This is a genomic window from Terrimonas ginsenosidimutans (assembly GCF_022012415.1).
Taxonomy (GTDB): domain Bacteria; phylum Bacteroidota; class Bacteroidia; order Chitinophagales; family Chitinophagaceae; genus Terrimonas_A; species Terrimonas_A ginsenosidimutans.
This window is the reverse complement of the sequence record NZ_JAKLTR010000010.1, coordinates 218,931-233,814: the sequence shown is the minus strand read 5'-3', so window position 1 is coordinate 233,814 and position 14,884 is coordinate 218,931. Positions and strand designations below refer to the sequence as shown.

At 45.3% G+C, this 14,884-nt stretch carries 14 protein-coding genes; 7 read left to right on the top strand and 7 right to left on the bottom strand.

The window, feature by feature from the left end; translation table 11 throughout:
• Positions 1–48: 48 nt before the first annotated feature.
• The gene (locus LZZ85_RS16475) at positions 49–1,371 is read left to right on the top strand and encodes a carboxypeptidase-like regulatory domain-containing protein (protein WP_237874354.1); all 1,323 of its coding nucleotides are present in this window, start codon (positions 49–51) and stop codon (positions 1,369–1,371) included.
• A gap of 470 nt (positions 1,372–1,841) precedes the next feature.
• On the opposite strand, the gene LZZ85_RS16470 is transcribed toward LZZ85_RS16475, so the two are convergent.
• The 6 genes from LZZ85_RS16470 to LZZ85_RS16445 all read right to left on the bottom strand — a co-directional run bounded on the left by LZZ85_RS16470 (position 1,842) and on the right by LZZ85_RS16445 (position 6,885).
• Positions 1,842–2,633, bottom strand: a complete 792-nt coding sequence (locus tag LZZ85_RS16470) for a glycoside hydrolase family 16 protein (protein ID WP_237874353.1) — start codon at positions 2,631–2,633, stop codon at positions 1,842–1,844.
• Positions 2,634–2,818: 185 nt separating this feature from the next.
• The gene (locus LZZ85_RS16465) at positions 2,819–4,237 is read right to left on the bottom strand and encodes a Glu/Leu/Phe/Val family dehydrogenase (RefSeq protein WP_237874351.1); all 1,419 of its coding nucleotides are present in this window, start codon (positions 4,235–4,237) and stop codon (positions 2,819–2,821) included.
• Positions 4,238–4,391: 154 nt separating this feature from the next.
• Positions 4,392–4,607, bottom strand: coding sequence for a CcmD family protein (locus LZZ85_RS16460; RefSeq protein ID WP_237874349.1), 216 nt, complete (start codon positions 4,605–4,607; stop codon positions 4,392–4,394).
• Complete coding sequence (locus LZZ85_RS16455) at positions 4,604–5,317, bottom strand: cytochrome c biogenesis protein (RefSeq protein WP_237874347.1); 714 nt, start codon at positions 5,315–5,317, stop codon at positions 4,604–4,606. Before LZZ85_RS16455 ends, LZZ85_RS16460 begins: the two co-directional genes overlap by 4 nt.
• Positions 5,318–5,501: 184 nt before the next feature.
• Positions 5,502–6,158 carry a heme exporter protein CcmB gene (locus LZZ85_RS16450; protein WP_237874345.1) on the bottom strand — a complete coding sequence of 219 codons (657 nt, stop codon included), beginning with the start codon at positions 6,156–6,158 and terminating at the stop codon, positions 5,502–5,504.
• A 163-nt stretch (positions 6,159–6,321) separates the two neighbouring features.
• On the bottom strand, positions 6,322–6,885 hold the full coding sequence (locus tag LZZ85_RS16445) for a thymidine kinase (RefSeq protein ID WP_237874336.1): 564 nt from the start codon (positions 6,883–6,885) through the stop codon (positions 6,322–6,324).
• Between the two features lie 168 nt (positions 6,886–7,053).
• Between LZZ85_RS16445 and LZZ85_RS16440 the strand changes: the two genes are divergently transcribed.
• Positions 7,054–7,860, top strand: coding sequence for a DUF8457 domain-containing protein (locus tag LZZ85_RS16440; RefSeq protein ID WP_237874334.1), 807 nt, complete (start codon positions 7,054–7,056; stop codon positions 7,858–7,860).
• Here the strand turns inward: LZZ85_RS16440 and LZZ85_RS16435 are convergent.
• Positions 7,833–9,089 (bottom strand): 3-deoxy-D-manno-octulosonic acid transferase, encoded by a 1,257-nt coding sequence (locus tag LZZ85_RS16435; protein WP_237874332.1) that lies wholly within the window; start codon positions 9,087–9,089, stop codon positions 7,833–7,835. The genes LZZ85_RS16440 and LZZ85_RS16435 overlap by 28 nt on opposite strands.
• A 299-nt stretch (positions 9,090–9,388) precedes the next feature.
• On the opposite strand from LZZ85_RS16435, the gene LZZ85_RS16430 reads away from it, so the two are divergent.
• From LZZ85_RS16430 to rfbC, 5 genes are all read left to right on the top strand, one after another.
• Positions 9,389–10,537, top strand: a complete 1,149-nt coding sequence (locus LZZ85_RS16430) for a DegT/DnrJ/EryC1/StrS family aminotransferase (RefSeq protein ID WP_237874329.1) — start codon at positions 9,389–9,391, stop codon at positions 10,535–10,537.
• A 29-nt stretch (positions 10,538–10,566) separates the two neighbouring features.
• Positions 10,567–11,910, top strand: a complete 1,344-nt coding sequence (locus LZZ85_RS16425; RefSeq protein WP_237874328.1) for a UDP-glucose dehydrogenase family protein — start codon at positions 10,567–10,569, stop codon at positions 11,908–11,910.
• A 13-nt stretch (positions 11,911–11,923) separates the two neighbouring features.
• Entirely contained in the window at positions 11,924–12,904 is a 981-nt protein-coding gene (locus LZZ85_RS16420; RefSeq protein WP_237874326.1) for a UDP-glucuronic acid decarboxylase family protein, read from the top strand.
• A 132-nt stretch (positions 12,905–13,036) separates the two neighbouring features.
• Positions 13,037–14,326, top strand: coding sequence for a nucleotide sugar dehydrogenase (locus tag LZZ85_RS16415; RefSeq protein ID WP_237874319.1), 1,290 nt, complete (start codon positions 13,037–13,039; stop codon positions 14,324–14,326).
• A 3-nt stretch (positions 14,327–14,329) separates the two neighbouring features.
• Positions 14,330–14,884, top strand: a complete 555-nt coding sequence (rfbC, locus tag LZZ85_RS16410; RefSeq protein WP_237874311.1) for a dTDP-4-dehydrorhamnose 3,5-epimerase — start codon at positions 14,330–14,332, stop codon at positions 14,882–14,884.

Below are 14,884 nucleotides of genomic sequence, written 5' to 3'. Positions count from 1 at the left end.
TCTTGAACTATATTTTTAGTTATTCCGTTTTATAGCTAATTTGCCGATATGTACAAGATACCGGCATTTTTTTGCTTGCTCCTGTTCATGGCAGGAAGTGTTGCAGCTCAACGGACGATCTCCGGCAAGGTTGTGAATGCGTCATCGCAGGAACCATTACCGGGCAGCAGTGTGTTTATCAGTAATACATCGTTTGGTACCGTTACCACAAAGGACGGATCTTTTGAGTTGTCTGATATTCCTCCTGGTAAATACGACCTGATCATTTCCTCTGTTGGGTATGAAACCGTAGTGTACAGTTTTACCACCGACAAATTGCCAACGCGTATAAAGGTGGAATTGCAGCCGAAGGTGAGGGAGCTTGCCAATGTAACGGTAGAACCTTCTGTGGAGGAGGGGTGGGATCGTTGGGGGGAGGTATTCATGACGAATTTTGTTGGTCAGACACCAAATGCGAAGCAATGCAGGATCCGGAATGAGAAATCCATTCGTTTTCGTTACTATAAAAAAAGCAATCGTCTTGTGGCCTATTCGGACGAGCCGATCATCCTGGAAAATAAGGCGCTTGGTTACATTATTAAATATCAGCTGGAAGACTTTGAGGTCAATTACAAAACCAAGGTCACTTATTTCGCAGGCTATCCTTTATTCGAAGAGATAGAAAAAAGCAGGAAAGGTTTGCAGCGCCGCTGGCAGCGCAGCCGCGATAAAGCTTATTATGGTTCGATGATGCATTTTATGCGATCAGTTTACAGCAACACGCTGGCAGACGAAGGATTTGAAGTGAGGAGAATGGTGCGAACGCCAAATCTTGAAAAAGAAAGGGTACGTAAATTATACCGCCCTGCTTCGATGTCCGGTCCGTCAGGAACAAAGAAGAAAATAAATATGATCAGCATTGGCAAAGCGGGCATTACAGCGGTTCCGCAAGGTACGGCTGTTGACACGTTCAGATTTGTTGCAGATTCGAATGATTATTACAGGTCTGTGCTTTCGCAGGAAGACCATATCGATACTTATGGCCGTCATTTATTGACAGCAGACAGTATTGTTATTGAACAGCAGGGTGAGTATAAAGCAGTTTTCTTTGAAGATTATCTCTATATCACGTATAAGCATGAGCTGGAGGACCCGGGCTATCTTCTTTTTCACCAGGAACAGCGGAAACCCTTTTATCAGCGTTCGCATATCTGGCTCCAGAATCGAAATGCGATCGCTATAGATGCAAACGGAAGTTATTTTCCGCCGCAGGAGGTCTTTAGCATGTCCTACTGGGGCTGGGGTGAAAAGATCGCCAACCTGCTTCCGCTGGATTATAAACCGTATGAAGAGCAGGATAAGCGGCCTTTGTTAAAGGCAGTAAAGCCGTAGTGATGCCTGAGGGGAGGGAAGGCCAACCGGGCCAGCTGGCTGTTGTTAACGGGCTATTTGTGTGCTTTTCTCTTTTGTCTTGATTGATAGCTGGATAGTATTTTGATAATATAGAGAATATGAAGCGACACTATAGAGAGACTGAATATGAGTCACGTAAACATCACGTGAACATCTCGTAAACGTCAGGTATACATCAGGGCAACATCAGGCCAGCATCAGGAGAAATTCAGGAGAACATCAGGCAAATACCCCGCGAAGTATCCGCGAAACTGAGGCCGGGTTTTACAGGCGAACGAGATTATTTTCAGCACGGGTGAATCTCTTTCTGACTGAAATAAGCCAATTGTAATGTACAACAATCATGCTAATAGCCAGCGCAATTTTACCATGGGTATATAAACGGATATAAGGTGATGATAAACGATCTGCATGATTCTTTTACAGGGCCGTATAGTCTTCACCTGTGATCATTCTGACTGCTCCTTATACACCCGCACATAGTCCACCTCCATTTTCTGCGGCCAGATATTGTCTGCAACACCGCGTGATCCGCCCCAGTTGCCGCCGACAGCAATATTAAGAATGAGGAACATCTTGTTGTCAAACGGCCAGGCGTCATATCCTGTATGATCGTTATTGAATGTAAAAAATGTTCTGCCATCCACGCCGATCTTCAGAACATCTTTATCCCATTCCACGGTATACACATGAAACTTTTCAGAGAGGTCTTTCAGGTAAACAGAATCTGATTTTTGTGTATGGATAACGTGGTTGTATTTTTTACAATGGATCGTACCATATACCATTCCGTGATTGTAACCAACATGTTCCATTATGTCGATCTCACCATCATCGGGCCAGCGGAGTTTTGGCACGGATCCCAGCATCCAGATAGCGGGCCAGGTGCCCAACCCTTTCGGCAGTTTTGCTCTTACTTCAACTTTGCCATACTGCCAGTCGCCTTTATTTTTCGTAATAAGTCTTGCTGAAGTATAATTCTTTTCTTTCCAGTCTTCTTTTCTTGCTTCAATGGTCAACACGCCTCTTGCTACTCTTGCGTTCTCTGAACGTCCGGCAGTATAATATTGCAATTCATTGTTTCCCCAGCCATTGCCCCCCACTTCAGCAGTCCATTTAGTACTATCCGGCAAACCTGTATAACTAAACTCGTCTGACCAGACCAGTTTCCATTTTTTATTCTGTGCAAAAGCAGAAAAAGTGAAGGCAACAAAAAGGCAGGCAATCAAACTACTTCTCATGGCTAAAAGTTAAAAGCGGAAAAGGGAAAGATGTTTTAAACCCGGATAAAGCTAAATAAAAAAGAGGAAGGATATTAACTCTTTCCCTTCTTTAACCTTTTTCCCTCTTCACCTAAAAAAAGGGAAAGAGGGATCATTGTAAAACAATGACCCCTCTTTCCCTTTTGACCTTTTTTTCCTCTTAGTTATGGGAAGATACCGAGTTCTGCATAGCTGGTCGCTACTTTGTTGATGGCAACAACGTAGGCCGCGGTACGCATATTCGGAATTTCAGGATTATTTTTCCATTCGTTCATGATCTCGTGAGTGGCGGTGATCATTGTTTCTTCGAGACCGCTGTAAACGAGATCAACTTCATCGGCGCCGTGTACGATATATTCTCTTTCTTTCGGCAGCATTTTTTTGCCGGAAAGATTTTCCATCTGGCTTACGATGTGGGCGTTCATATTTTCATTGAAACGTTTTTCCATCCGTCCGTAGCGAACGTGGCTGAGGTTCTTCAGCCATTCGAAGTAGGAAACGGTTACACCGCCTGCGTTCAGGTACATATCCGGAACAACGATGATGCCTTTTTTTGTAAACACTTCATCAGCTTCAGGAGTGAGTGGTCCGTTTGCGGCTTCTCCGATGATCTTTGCTTTAACGCGTGGAGCATTGTCGCCGTTGATCACGTTCTCGAGTGCGGCAGGGATCAGGATATCGCATTCCAGTTCCAGTGCGTCCGTATTTTTCGCCAGGTTTTTAGCACCGGGAAAGTCGAGGATGGATCCGGTTTTTTTGCGGTGGTTGAATACTTCATCCACGTCAAGTCCTTTCTCATTGTAGATAGCGCCTTCATATTCTGCGAGGGCAGTGATGGTTGCGCCGGCATTCTGGAAGAATTTTGCGGAGTGATAGCCTACGTTGCCGAGGCCTTGCACCACGATGCGTTTTCCTTCAACACCAACGGGCATCTTTAATCTCTCCATGATGTCTGGCATGTTGCATACTTCGCGCAGGCCGAAGAATACGCCGAGGCCGGTCGCTTCGCGGCGTCCGCGAACACCACCCTGAGAGACGGGTTTACCGGTTACACAACCGGCCGCATCGATCTCGCCCGGGTGCATGGTGGTGTAGGTATCGAGGATCCAGGCCATTTCGCGTTCGCCAGTTCCGTAATCGGGAGCCGGAACATCTGTGCCTGGTCCGATGAATTTTTTCTTGATCAGTTCGGATGTATAACGACGTGTGATCTTTTCCAGCTCAAATGGGGTGTATTCGCGTGGGTTGATCTTGATACCGCCTTTACCGCCACCGAAAGGAACGTTTACGATAGCGCATTTGTAGGTCATCAATGCAGCCAGGGCCATCACTTCATCCTGGTTTACTTCCGCAGCGAAGCGGATACCACCTTTACAAGGTGTTTTATGATGAGAGTGCTGAACGCGGTAAGCTTCGATCACTTCAATGGTGCCGTCATCCCTTTTCACAGGGAATCTCATGCTATAGATAGCGTTGCACGCTTTGATCTGTTCCAGAATACCCGGATCCCATTTGGTGAACCCTGCTGCTTTGTCGAAACTTTTCTCAACAGCGTTAAAAAAACTGTAATGCTTTTCTGACATAATTCAAATTTTAATTTTCGAATAGCAATCGAAGGGCAGACACTTTTATTTTGTGCTGCGTATTTTATAAGTAAAAAGTCAAAATTAAAAATTAAAAAACTGTGGGACAGTGAATGGTTCTGTATAGGTTTTTTTAATTTATAATTTTGACTTTTTAATTTTTTTCCAGTTTGCTGATCTTTCTGTCAAGCCTGATCAGGTACAGGAACAATCCGACCAGTATTGTGGTCATTACTGCTATCACTACGTAGATCCGGCCATTGCCGCGCATGGTTTGTTCAAACGCTGACACTTCATTGGTTTGTGCCTGAACTGCGGTGGTGAAACTGAGTACTATAAACAGTAAAAGCAGTGATTTTATTTTTCTCATGCGTTCATTCTTTTTTCTTTTACTAAACTCAGACGTATTTTAAGCGTAGTGATCCAAACGCCTAGCAATGCCCATCCGACGAATGCGGGAAATTCCACCATGCGCATTTCAGGGATCACATCGTTAAAATTCATAGCGGGGTTTCCTTCCTGCCCCGGATGAAGGCTTGGCAGCAAGCGCGGAACGATCCAGATAGAAGGGAATAACATCGCGTAAGCAAATATGTTGTAAACGCTGCTGATCCGTGCGCGTTTGTCCATATCGGAAATGGAATCCCGCAATACGAGATAAGCGAAATATATCAGCAGGGCAACGGCAGCACCGATCAGTTTGGGTTCACGTGCGAGAGCGCCGAATGACTGGAATAAAGGGTTATTGGGGTCTGCCCAGGTATAGCTCATCCAGATGGCGCCGGTTGCATAGCCAAGCAGACCGAATATGATCCCCATTACGGAATACTGGCGTGCATAGATATCGTATTTGAGATTGAAGGTGCGGAGATAGCGGATCGAGTTCACCACTGAAACCGTGAACAGGGTCATCATGGCCATCCACATTCCTACGTGAAAGAACAGGTTGCGGCTGGTTTCTTCGAGGGCCGGCAGGTTCGGGATCTTAACGGTAAGGCCTTTGATAAAAGTGAACAGCAGTAAAACGATACAAAGTATTTTCCACCACCACTGCGCGAATGTGTTTTTTTTACGGTTCATTGGTTTGTCTTTCAATTAGAAAGGGAGGCCTAAAAGTGCACAAAATTAAGGCGGCCCCTGTTAATCCGGGATAAAATTTCCGTATTGCGCCAATCTCCCGGTAAAAATTCAAAAGTAAAAAGTAAAAATTCAAAAAAACAGCCTGTCTTTTTGAATTTTTACTTTTCACTTTTGAATTTTATCGCTAGTCTTTCCAAAGAAAAGGGAAAAGAATTACAGAAAGGATGATCACCATAAGGTCCAGGGCGACAAGCAGGAGGACATTATCGGCGTGTATGGTCAATATCGGGTTAAAGGCTGCGTTGGAGATCTTCATCAGTAATAACAGCTGCGGAATGATCAGCGGGAAGCCCAGCACGGCCATAATGGCGGCATTTTGCTGTGCGCGGGCGGCAATAGCAGCGAGAAAGGTGAAGATCAGGCTCAGGCTCCATCCTCCAAGGAGTACCAGGCCTATAAAAGCGCCCACCTTTACCATGGGATTGCCAAAGAACATGGTAAAAAGCAGGAGACTGAGCAGGCTCATCAGCAGCATCAGGCCTGAATTAAAGATCAGCTTGGCCAGCACAAAATTGCCGGGAGATGAAATCGAGTAAAAGTAGAGCATCCGGCCTCTGCTTTCCTGCATGAAGCTTTTTGCCACCGCATTTATACAGATAAAGAGTTGGATAACCCAAAAAAGGCCATTCCAGACATGACTTTCCGGTTCATCAATTGCCATAAACAACACGAAAACCGTTGCTCCGATATAGAGCAGGATGCCATAAAAACTATACTGCTGGCGGATCTCCAGCAGCAGGTCTTTTTTTAAAAGCGTATATATCTGGCGAAGGGAATTCATCTGAGGGGGCAAAAGTAATCAAGTAAAAAGTCAAAATTAAAAAGTAAAAATAAAACATCCGGTTCAGAGGCTATGGTGGGACAGCGCCAAGGGCACGCAACCTCCCGGTTTTGAAGGAAGGTTCAGTCGTAACGCATCTTTTTTACTTTTTAATTTTGACTTTTTACTTATTGTAGCAGATCCTGCATCTCGGTTCATACACGTCAGTAGCGCCGAGCATTACCTGGTCATCATTCGGGATCTTTCTGTAAGAATAATTTGCAATATGGCCGCAAACGACGCAGATCGCGTGGAGTTTGGTCACATAATCTGCTTTTGCCAGGATAAAAGGCATTTGGCCGAATGGTTTGCCGGTGTAGTCCATGTCAAGCCCGGCAACGATCACCCGGATGCCGCGATAGGCTAATTCATCACATACATTGGGCAGCTCGTTATCAAAGAACTGTGCTTCATCGATCCCGATCACGTCTACATCCTGCGCAAGCAGCAGGATCTTCTGCGAGTTATCGATTGGTGTAGACAGAATGGCATTTGTATCGTGTGAAACAATATTGATCTCATCATACCTGATATCAACGGCAGGTTTGAAGATCTCCACTTTCAGATTGGCGATCTTCACTCTTTTCAGTCTTCTGATCAGCTCTTCCGTTTTGCCACTGAACATTGATCCGCAGATCACTTCTATCCATCCGCGGCGTTCTCCGCGCAGGCTGGGTTCGATAAACATTGTTAAGATTTTAAATTCCGGAACGCGTAATCACTTAATTGGCAAAGTGTTTGTAATTTTAGTGACGCGAGTAAAAAGGTCAAAAGTAAAAATTCAAAAATAAAAATACGAAACCGGAGTTTTGATTTTTGAACACAATTGATGATGTGAGCACTCAAATGAAGCGCAATGGAACGAATACAGGCATTGATATCGAAACTAAATGAACAGGCGGAACAGGGGGCAGATACTACTGATATGCTTGCTACTGTTACGCGTTTACATAATGAATTGCTTAGCCAGCAATCGGCCAGGCGACTGGGCACGTCCAAGGTGGCCGTGGTGATGCCGGCAGGCGTATCGGTCCAGCAGGCTCCGGCGGCGGCGGCAGAGGTCAGGCAGGTTCAACCAGCTGTTGAAGTGTATCAGGAACCGGTGGTTGCGCAGGTGGTTGATGCAGGCCAGTATGAAAGATATGCGCCACGCCCGAATGAAAAAACTGTGCAGGCGCAGCCGGTAACTGTTAAAGAAGAGCCGGTGGCCAGGCAGGTTGAGAAATTTGTGGTAGTGGAAGAAAAAAGGACCATTGCCTTCGCACAGCAGGCTTCTTCCTATCAGCAAACGGTCCAGCATGAGATCGTGAGTGACCCTTTAAATGAAATACCTACACTTTCCCACCAGGTAAATAAGTCTGACGAATCGATCAATGATAAGCTGAAGCAGGTAAAAACCGAGCTTGCGGAAATGTTCAAAGACATTCCTGTTAAAGATCTTCGCAAAGCGATCGGTATCAATGACCGGTTTGTGTTCATCAACGACCTTTTCCGTGGTGATGAAGCGATGTATGAGCGCAGCATCAAAACCATCAATGGTTTCAATATTTTTCCTGAAGCAGACTATTGGATCAGCCGGGAACTGAAAGTTAAACTGGGCTGGGACAATGATCATCCCCTCGTATTGCAGTTTGATCAGCTGGTCAAAAGGCGTTTTTCCTGAATATAATGCATGATCCTTGCTGTAGCACCCTTATGCTGGAATACATATCCGCGGGCTGCTGAGCAGGTTTTTTCGTAATACTCTTCGTCTGCAACAAGTTGTTGCAGAATGGAGATATAGCTGTCTGCATTGGCAATGCTGAATGCGGCGCCGGTTTCTACCAGGCCGATCGCTTCATTGAATTTTCTGTAAACAGTTCCAAACACGACCGGTTTCCCGTATACAGCTGCTTCAAGGGTATTATGTAACCCCGCGCCGAATGCTCCGCCGATATAGGTGGTGTGGGCATAGCGATAGATCCTCGAAAGAAGACCGATATTGTTTATGATGAGCACATTGCTTTCGGTTGGCTGGCGCTCGCCGGAAAGCAGTTGTGAGTAGAGCAGACAGCCGGGAAACAATCCCCGGATCTGTGAAATGTGCTCTTCATCCACCTGGTGAGGAGCGATAATGAGTTTGAAAGTGCCTTTCATCGTGTTAAAGGCCGTTTGTAAGATCGCTTCATCAGGAGGCCAGCTGCTACCAGCGATGATCGTCTTGCTATGGGCGGTGAATTGTTCAATGAGCGGAATTGGTTCTGCTTTCTCTGCGATGTCTATCACCCGGTCAAACCTGGTATCCCCGGCAAGCGTGAATCTGTCTGCCGGAAGCAGTGCAGACAGTAGGCGCAGGGACTCTTCTGTTTGAATAAAGAGGTGTGTAAAGCTATTCAGCATTTTACGATGAAGGCCTCCGTACCATTTAAAGAAGGCAGCGTTCTCCCTGAAGATAGCGGAGACCATCAGGAGGGGAATGTTTCTTTGCTGAACGGTGTTTAGATAATAATACCAGTACTCGTATTTAACAAAAACAACCAGCGAAGGGTTGACGATCTCCAGGAAGCGTTTTGCATTCGAACGTCCATCCATTGGCAGATAGAATATCCAGTCTGCGCCTTTATAATTTTTCATGGTCTCATACCCGGAAGGAGAGAAGAAAGTTACCAGCAGTTTGTAGGAGGGATATTGCTGTCTGATCTTTTCAAGTACAGGACGGCCCTGTTCAAATTCTCCGAGCGAGGCGCAATGCATCCAGACAATATGGGATTGACCTTGTAGGGCCGTATTCAATCGTTCAAAAATGTCTTTTCGGCCTTCTATCCAGAGCCCGGCCTTTTTATTGAAAAATGCTGCGATGCGTACGCCTATACTGAAGAGAAAAAGGAAAATATTGTAGAAGATCAGCTTCAATCGGTCGGTTTTTTATCGTTTTGAGTATGGTCTTATCCATTTTCCAAAGACTTTCCCTTCTGAAATCAAAATACCCAAAAAGGGCGCTTCAGCGGAAATTGCGTGATCTAAGTTGTTATCGGTCAACGGACAACCATCAACGGACAACCATTCGCTCATCCAATTCCGGCAAATGTAAAGTCAAACTGTGAAACATCCCGTATTTTACTATTTTTGCGGCACTTTGTGACGAGGTGCGGAGCTGAGTGGTTGCGAACTGGCAAAGTGAACTTGTTATTGTACCCTCCAAAGACTTATTTATGCGGCCTATCCAAATGGTTGATACCCAGACTCAGTATCAAAAAATCAAAACAGAAGTAGACAAGGCGGTTTTGCAGGTAATGGAAAGTTCAGCTTTCATCAATGGGAAGCCGGTGCAGGATTTTTGCAGTAATCTGTCTGCCTATATGGGCGTGAAGCACACGATCCCCTGTGCGAATGGCACTGATGCATTGCAAATCGCCATGATGGCACTGGATCTTCAGCCGGGTGATGAGGTGATCACTCCTTCGTTCACGTATATCGCCACTACGGAAGTGATCGCGCTATTAAGATTGAAACCTGTTTTTGTTGAAGTGGATCCTAAAACCTTCTGCATGGATCCGGCTGCGCTTGAAAAGGCGATCACGCCTAAAACGAAAGCCATCGTGCCGGTTCATTTGTATGGTCATGTGGCGCCGATGGAAGAGATCATGAAGATCGCTGAAAAGCATAAGTTATGGGTGATTGAAGACAATGCGCAGGCGATCGGTAGTAATTATACGTTCAGTGACGGAAAAACGCAAAAGGCCGGATCGATCGGTCATATCGGCTGCACTTCCTTCTATCCTTCAAAAAATTTGGGCGCTTTCGGGGATGGCGGTGCAATATTTACTAACGATGACGCGTTGGCAGATCGGATGAAAATGGTTGCAAATCACGGCCAAAGCCGGAGGTACTATCACGATGTGGTAGGATGCAACAGTCGCCTGGATACCATCCAGGCTGCCATCCTGGATATCAAGCTGAAACACCTGGACGAATATATCGGCGCCAGGCGATCAGCTGCAGATTTCTATGACAATGCATTGTCGGGCCATTCAGTGGTAACCACCCCATTCAGGGCATCCTACTCCCGGCATGTGTTTCACCAGTATACGATATTGCTTGATAATGGAAAGCCTGATGTGGCGGCATTCAGAGACGGGCTTAACACGTTCCTGGCGGGGCATAAAATCCCATCCATGATCTATTATCCTGTACCGGGACATAAGCAGAAGATGTTCGAGCAATTCAATGTTGCTTCGCAGTTGCTGCCTGTCACAGACTGGCTGACGGAGCGGGTGATCTCATTGCCAATGCACACAGAGCTGGATGAAGAGCAGCTAACATTTATCAGCAGTAAAGTGCTGGAGTATTTGAATAATTAACAACCTTAACCAATAATCAACACGCATTCATGAAAATCGCTGTAGTAGGAACCGGATACGTTGGTCTAGTAACCGGAACCTGTTTTGCTGAAACCGGCAATACCGTAACCTGCGTAGACATTGACAGTACAAAAGTCAACAAACTAACAAACGGGGAGATCACCATCTATGAACCGGGTCTTGAGAAACTTTTTTTGAGAAACCTCAAGGAAGATCGTCTTCATTTTACCACTGATCTGGCGGCCGGAATTAAAGACGCTTCGATCATTTTCCTTGCTCTTCCTACGCCTCCCGGGGAAGATGGGTCCGCTGACCTGAAATATATACTCGGTGTAGCAAGCCAGTTGGGTACTTTGCTGAAGACAGATGATTACAAGGTGATCATTGACAAGAGTACCGTTCCGGTTGGTACGGCAGAAAAAGTAAATGCTGCGATACTGGAGAGTGCAAAGAAAGCAGGTGTTAACCTGACAGGAGCTTTTGATGTTGTGTCAAACCCGGAATTCCTCAGAGAAGGAGTTGCCGTTGATGACTTCATGAAACCTGACCGGGTTGTGATCGGAACAAGTTCCGAAAAAGCTAAAAAGCTGATGGGTGATCTGTATGCTCCATTTGTACGTCAGGGTAATCCAGTGATCTTTATGGATGAGCGTTCTGCGGAGTTAACTAAATATGCAGCAAACTCATTCCTGGCAACGAAGATCTCTTTCATGAATGAAGTTGCCCGCCTTTGCGAATTACTGGGTGCTGATGTGGACATGGTCCGCCGCGGTGTTGGCAGTGATGATCGTATTGGCAAGCGCTTCCTGTTCCCCGGTATCGGATATGGCGGAAGCTGTTTTCCTAAAGATGTTCAGGCGCTCGTAAAATCTTCCAACGAAGTGAAATACGATTTCAAGATCCTGAATGCAGTAATGGAAGTGAACGAAACGCAGAAACTTCACCTGTTCCCAAAGATCAAGAATTACTTCAAAGGAGACCTCAAAGGCAAGCACTTTGCGCTGTGGGGACTCGCTTTCAAACCTAATACAGATGATATCCGTGAAGCACCGGCATTGTACATGATCGATGCGCTGACTGCTGAAGGAGCCACTGTAACAGCGTTTGATCCTGAAGCAATGAACAATGTGAAGAAAACCATTGGCGACAAGATCACTTATGCAGAGAACCAGTATGCAGCTTTGCAGGGTGCAGATGCGTTGATCATCGCGACGGAATGGAATGAGTTCAGAACTCCTGACTTCCTGAAGATCGTATCAACATTAAAGAACAAAACAATTTTCGACGGCCGTAATCTCTTTGAAGTGTCTGCGATCCGTGAACTCGGATTTCACTATGAGAGCATAGGCAGAGCTCCTTCGATCATTAAATAACTAATTGCGATATATGTCAAAAAGAGTACTCGTTACCGGTGCGGCAGGATTTCTTGGGTCACACCTTTGCGACCGTTTTATCAAAGAAGGACATTCTGTGATTGCGATGGATAACCTGATCACGGGAGACCTGCGCAATATTGAACATCTGTTCAAACTGCCTCAGTTTGAGTTTTATCATCATGATGTAACCAAGTTCATTCATATACCAGGTCAGCTGGATTATATCATGCACTTCGCGTCACCAGCAAGCCCGATCGACTATCTTAAAATACCGATCCAGACATTGAAAGTTGGGGCGATGGGGACACACAACTGCCTGGGTCTGGCGAAAGCAAAAGGGGCGCGTATCCTGGTAGCTTCTACAAGTGAGGTCTATGGCGATCCATTGGTGCATCCGCAAACAGAGGAGTACTGGGGTAATGTAAATCCCGTGGGTCCGCGTGGCGTGTATGATGAAGCTAAGCGGTACATGGAATCTATCACTATGGCCTATAACAGCTTCCATGGAGTAGAAACAAGGATCGTCAGGATCTTTAATACTTATGGGCCGAGAATGCGATTGAATGACGGTCGTGCACTACCTGCGTTCATCGGTCAGGCTCTCCGCGGAGAAGACATGACCGTATTTGGTGATGGGTCGCAAACACGCAGCTTCTGCTATGTTGATGATCTTGTTGAAGGAATTTACCGTCTTCTGCTGAGCGATTATAAATTGCCGGTGAACATTGGTAACCCGAACGAGATTTCTCTGAAAGATTTTGCAGAAGAGATCCTTGCGCTGACTGGTGATAAAGTGAAGATCGCTTACAAACCATTGCCTGTTGATGATCCCAAGCAAAGAAAGCCGGATATCTCCAAGGCAAAAAGTATACTTAACTGGGAGCCGAAAGTGAGCAGAAGTGAAGGTTTGAAGATCACGTATGATTATTTCAAATCTTTACCGGAAGAGGAATGGAAAAAGCAACCTAAAGAGTTTGTGAGCAACAAATAAACGGTCACTGAAATTAGGATAACTGAAGTTAAAACCGCAGAGAAAGAACGCAGCAGACAGGATCTTGCGTAATACTTTCTCTGCGGTTTATATTATACCGCACAAAACGAATTAGCCAGCCAACCGATTATTATGCTTCAGGAATTAATAGATAAAAAGAAAAAACTTGCAGTGATAGGGCTGGGATATGTAGGTCTGCCCATTGCTCTGGAACTTGCGCGGAAGGTTTCCGTCATTGGATTCGATATCAACTCCAACCGGGTTGCGCTTATGAAGCAGGGGATAGACCCCAGCAATGAGTTGGAAAAAGAGGCGTTCGATGGCTGCGATATTACTTTCACAGATTCCCTGGAAGTATTGAAAGAAGCTTCATTTTACATTGCCGCCGTCCCTACTCCGGTTGATGAGCATAAAGTGCCTGATCTGACGCCCGTACTTCGTGCGTCTGAGACAATTGGCAAAGTGATCAGTAAGGGCGATTACGTTGTATTCGAATCAACGGTATATCCGGGATGTACAGAAGAAGATTGTCTTCCGGTGATTGAGAAGCTGTCCGGGTTGAAAAACATAAAAGATTTTAAACTAGGTTACTCACCGGAGAGGATCAATCCCGGCGATAAAAATCATACACTTTCTTCCATTGTAAAAGTTGTTTCTGGTTGTGATCAGGAGTCTCTTGATGTGATTGCGGGAGTCTATGAATTGGTGGTGAAAGCCGGAATTCATAAAGCTTCATCCATCAAAGTAGCGGAAGCTGCCAAGATCATTGAGAATACTCAGCGGGATCTGAACATTGCATTGATGAATGAGCTTTCGATCATCTTCAATAAAATGGGGATCAACACTTTTGAAGTACTGGAAGCAGCAGGTACAAAGTGGAACTTTCTGAAATTCCAGCCGGGCCTTGTCGGGGGGCATTGCATCGGAGTTGATCCATACTATCTCACCCATAAAGCCAATGAACTTGGATATAAGTCACAAGTGATACTGGCAGGCCGCACCATCAATGATGATATGGCTAATTATGTTGCTAAAAATGTTGTTCAGCATCTCATCAAAACCGTCGGTAATGTAAAAGATGCAAAAGTGCTGGTAAAAGGTGCTACATTCAAAGAGAACGTGAGTGATATCCGTAACTCGAAAGTAGCAGATGTGGTGAAAGCATTAAAAGCATTTTATGTGAATGTGGATGTAGAAGACCCTTATGCTGATTCAGATGAATTGTATCATGAATACGGTTTCAGACTGGCGGAAAAAACAGGATCATCTTATGATGCGGTCATCGTAACCGTCCCTCATGCGTCGTATCTCTCACTTGGGGAAGACTATTTTTCCGGCATCACGAAAGAAGATGCAATGATCGCTGACCTGAAAGGTATTTTCAGAAATAAAATTACTAACAGAACTTATTGGAGCTTATAATCTATGCCGTTTATTGAAACAGGAATTTCCGGGTTGCTGGTCTTCGAACCGAAGGTGTTTGAAGATAGCCGGGGTTACTTCTTTGAAGCCTACAATGCAGACACGTTTTCTGCCCAGGGTATTGAATACAGATTTGTCCAGGATAATCAGTCGTCATCCAGCTATGGTGTGATCCGCGGTCTGCATTTTCAATTGTTGCCCCATGCGCAAACCAAACTTGTGCGGGTGCTGAGTGGCACGATACTGGACGTTGCTGTTGATATCAGAACAGGCTCTCCCACTTATGGGAAAGTGTTTTCAATAGAGCTTTCAGGTGAAAACAAAAAACAGTTGCTTATACCGCAGGGATTTGCTCATGGATTTTCTGTATTAAGCGAAAGGGCTGAAGTGTTTTATAAATGTGATTCGCTTTATAACAAGGAAAGTGACGGAGGCGTATTTTATGGCGATCCGGCATTGAACATCGACTGGAAGATACCTTCAGATAAGGCTATCGTTTCTGAAAAAGATCAAAAGCAGCCTAATCTCGCTGATTGCAAGCATAACTTCACATTTTAG

Excerpts from the sequence above, each read along its gene's own strand:
- LZZ85_RS16475 (WP_237874354.1), top strand. The coding sequence starts at position 49 with ATGTACAAGATACCGGCATTTTTTTGCTTGCTCCTGTTCATGGCAGGA.
- LZZ85_RS16470 (WP_237874353.1), bottom strand. The coding sequence starts at position 2,633 with ATGAGAAGTAGTTTGATTGCCTGCCTTTTTGTTGCCTTCACTTTTTCT.
- LZZ85_RS16465 (WP_237874351.1), bottom strand. The coding sequence starts at position 4,237 with ATGTCAGAAAAGCATTACAGTTTTTTTAACGCTGTTGAGAAAAGTTTC.
- LZZ85_RS16460 (WP_237874349.1), bottom strand. The coding sequence starts at position 4,607 with ATGAGAAAAATAAAATCACTGCTTTTACTGTTTATAGTACTCAGTTTC.
- LZZ85_RS16455 (WP_237874347.1), bottom strand. The coding sequence starts at position 5,317 with ATGAACCGTAAAAAAAACACATTCGCGCAGTGGTGGTGGAAAATACTT.
- LZZ85_RS16450 (WP_237874345.1), bottom strand. The coding sequence starts at position 6,158 with ATGAATTCCCTTCGCCAGATATATACGCTTTTAAAAAAAGACCTGCTG.
- LZZ85_RS16445 (WP_237874336.1), bottom strand. The coding sequence starts at position 6,885 with ATGTTTATCGAACCCAGCCTGCGCGGAGAACGCCGCGGATGGATAGAA.
- LZZ85_RS16440 (WP_237874334.1), top strand. The coding sequence starts at position 7,054 with ATGGAACGAATACAGGCATTGATATCGAAACTAAATGAACAGGCGGAA.
- LZZ85_RS16430 (WP_237874329.1), top strand. The coding sequence starts at position 9,389 with ATGCGGCCTATCCAAATGGTTGATACCCAGACTCAGTATCAAAAAATC.
- LZZ85_RS16425 (WP_237874328.1), top strand. The coding sequence starts at position 10,567 with ATGAAAATCGCTGTAGTAGGAACCGGATACGTTGGTCTAGTAACCGGA.
- LZZ85_RS16420 (WP_237874326.1), top strand. The coding sequence starts at position 11,924 with ATGTCAAAAAGAGTACTCGTTACCGGTGCGGCAGGATTTCTTGGGTCA.
- LZZ85_RS16415 (WP_237874319.1), top strand. The coding sequence starts at position 13,037 with ATGCTTCAGGAATTAATAGATAAAAAGAAAAAACTTGCAGTGATAGGG.
- rfbC (WP_237874311.1), top strand. The coding sequence starts at position 14,330 with ATGCCGTTTATTGAAACAGGAATTTCCGGGTTGCTGGTCTTCGAACCG.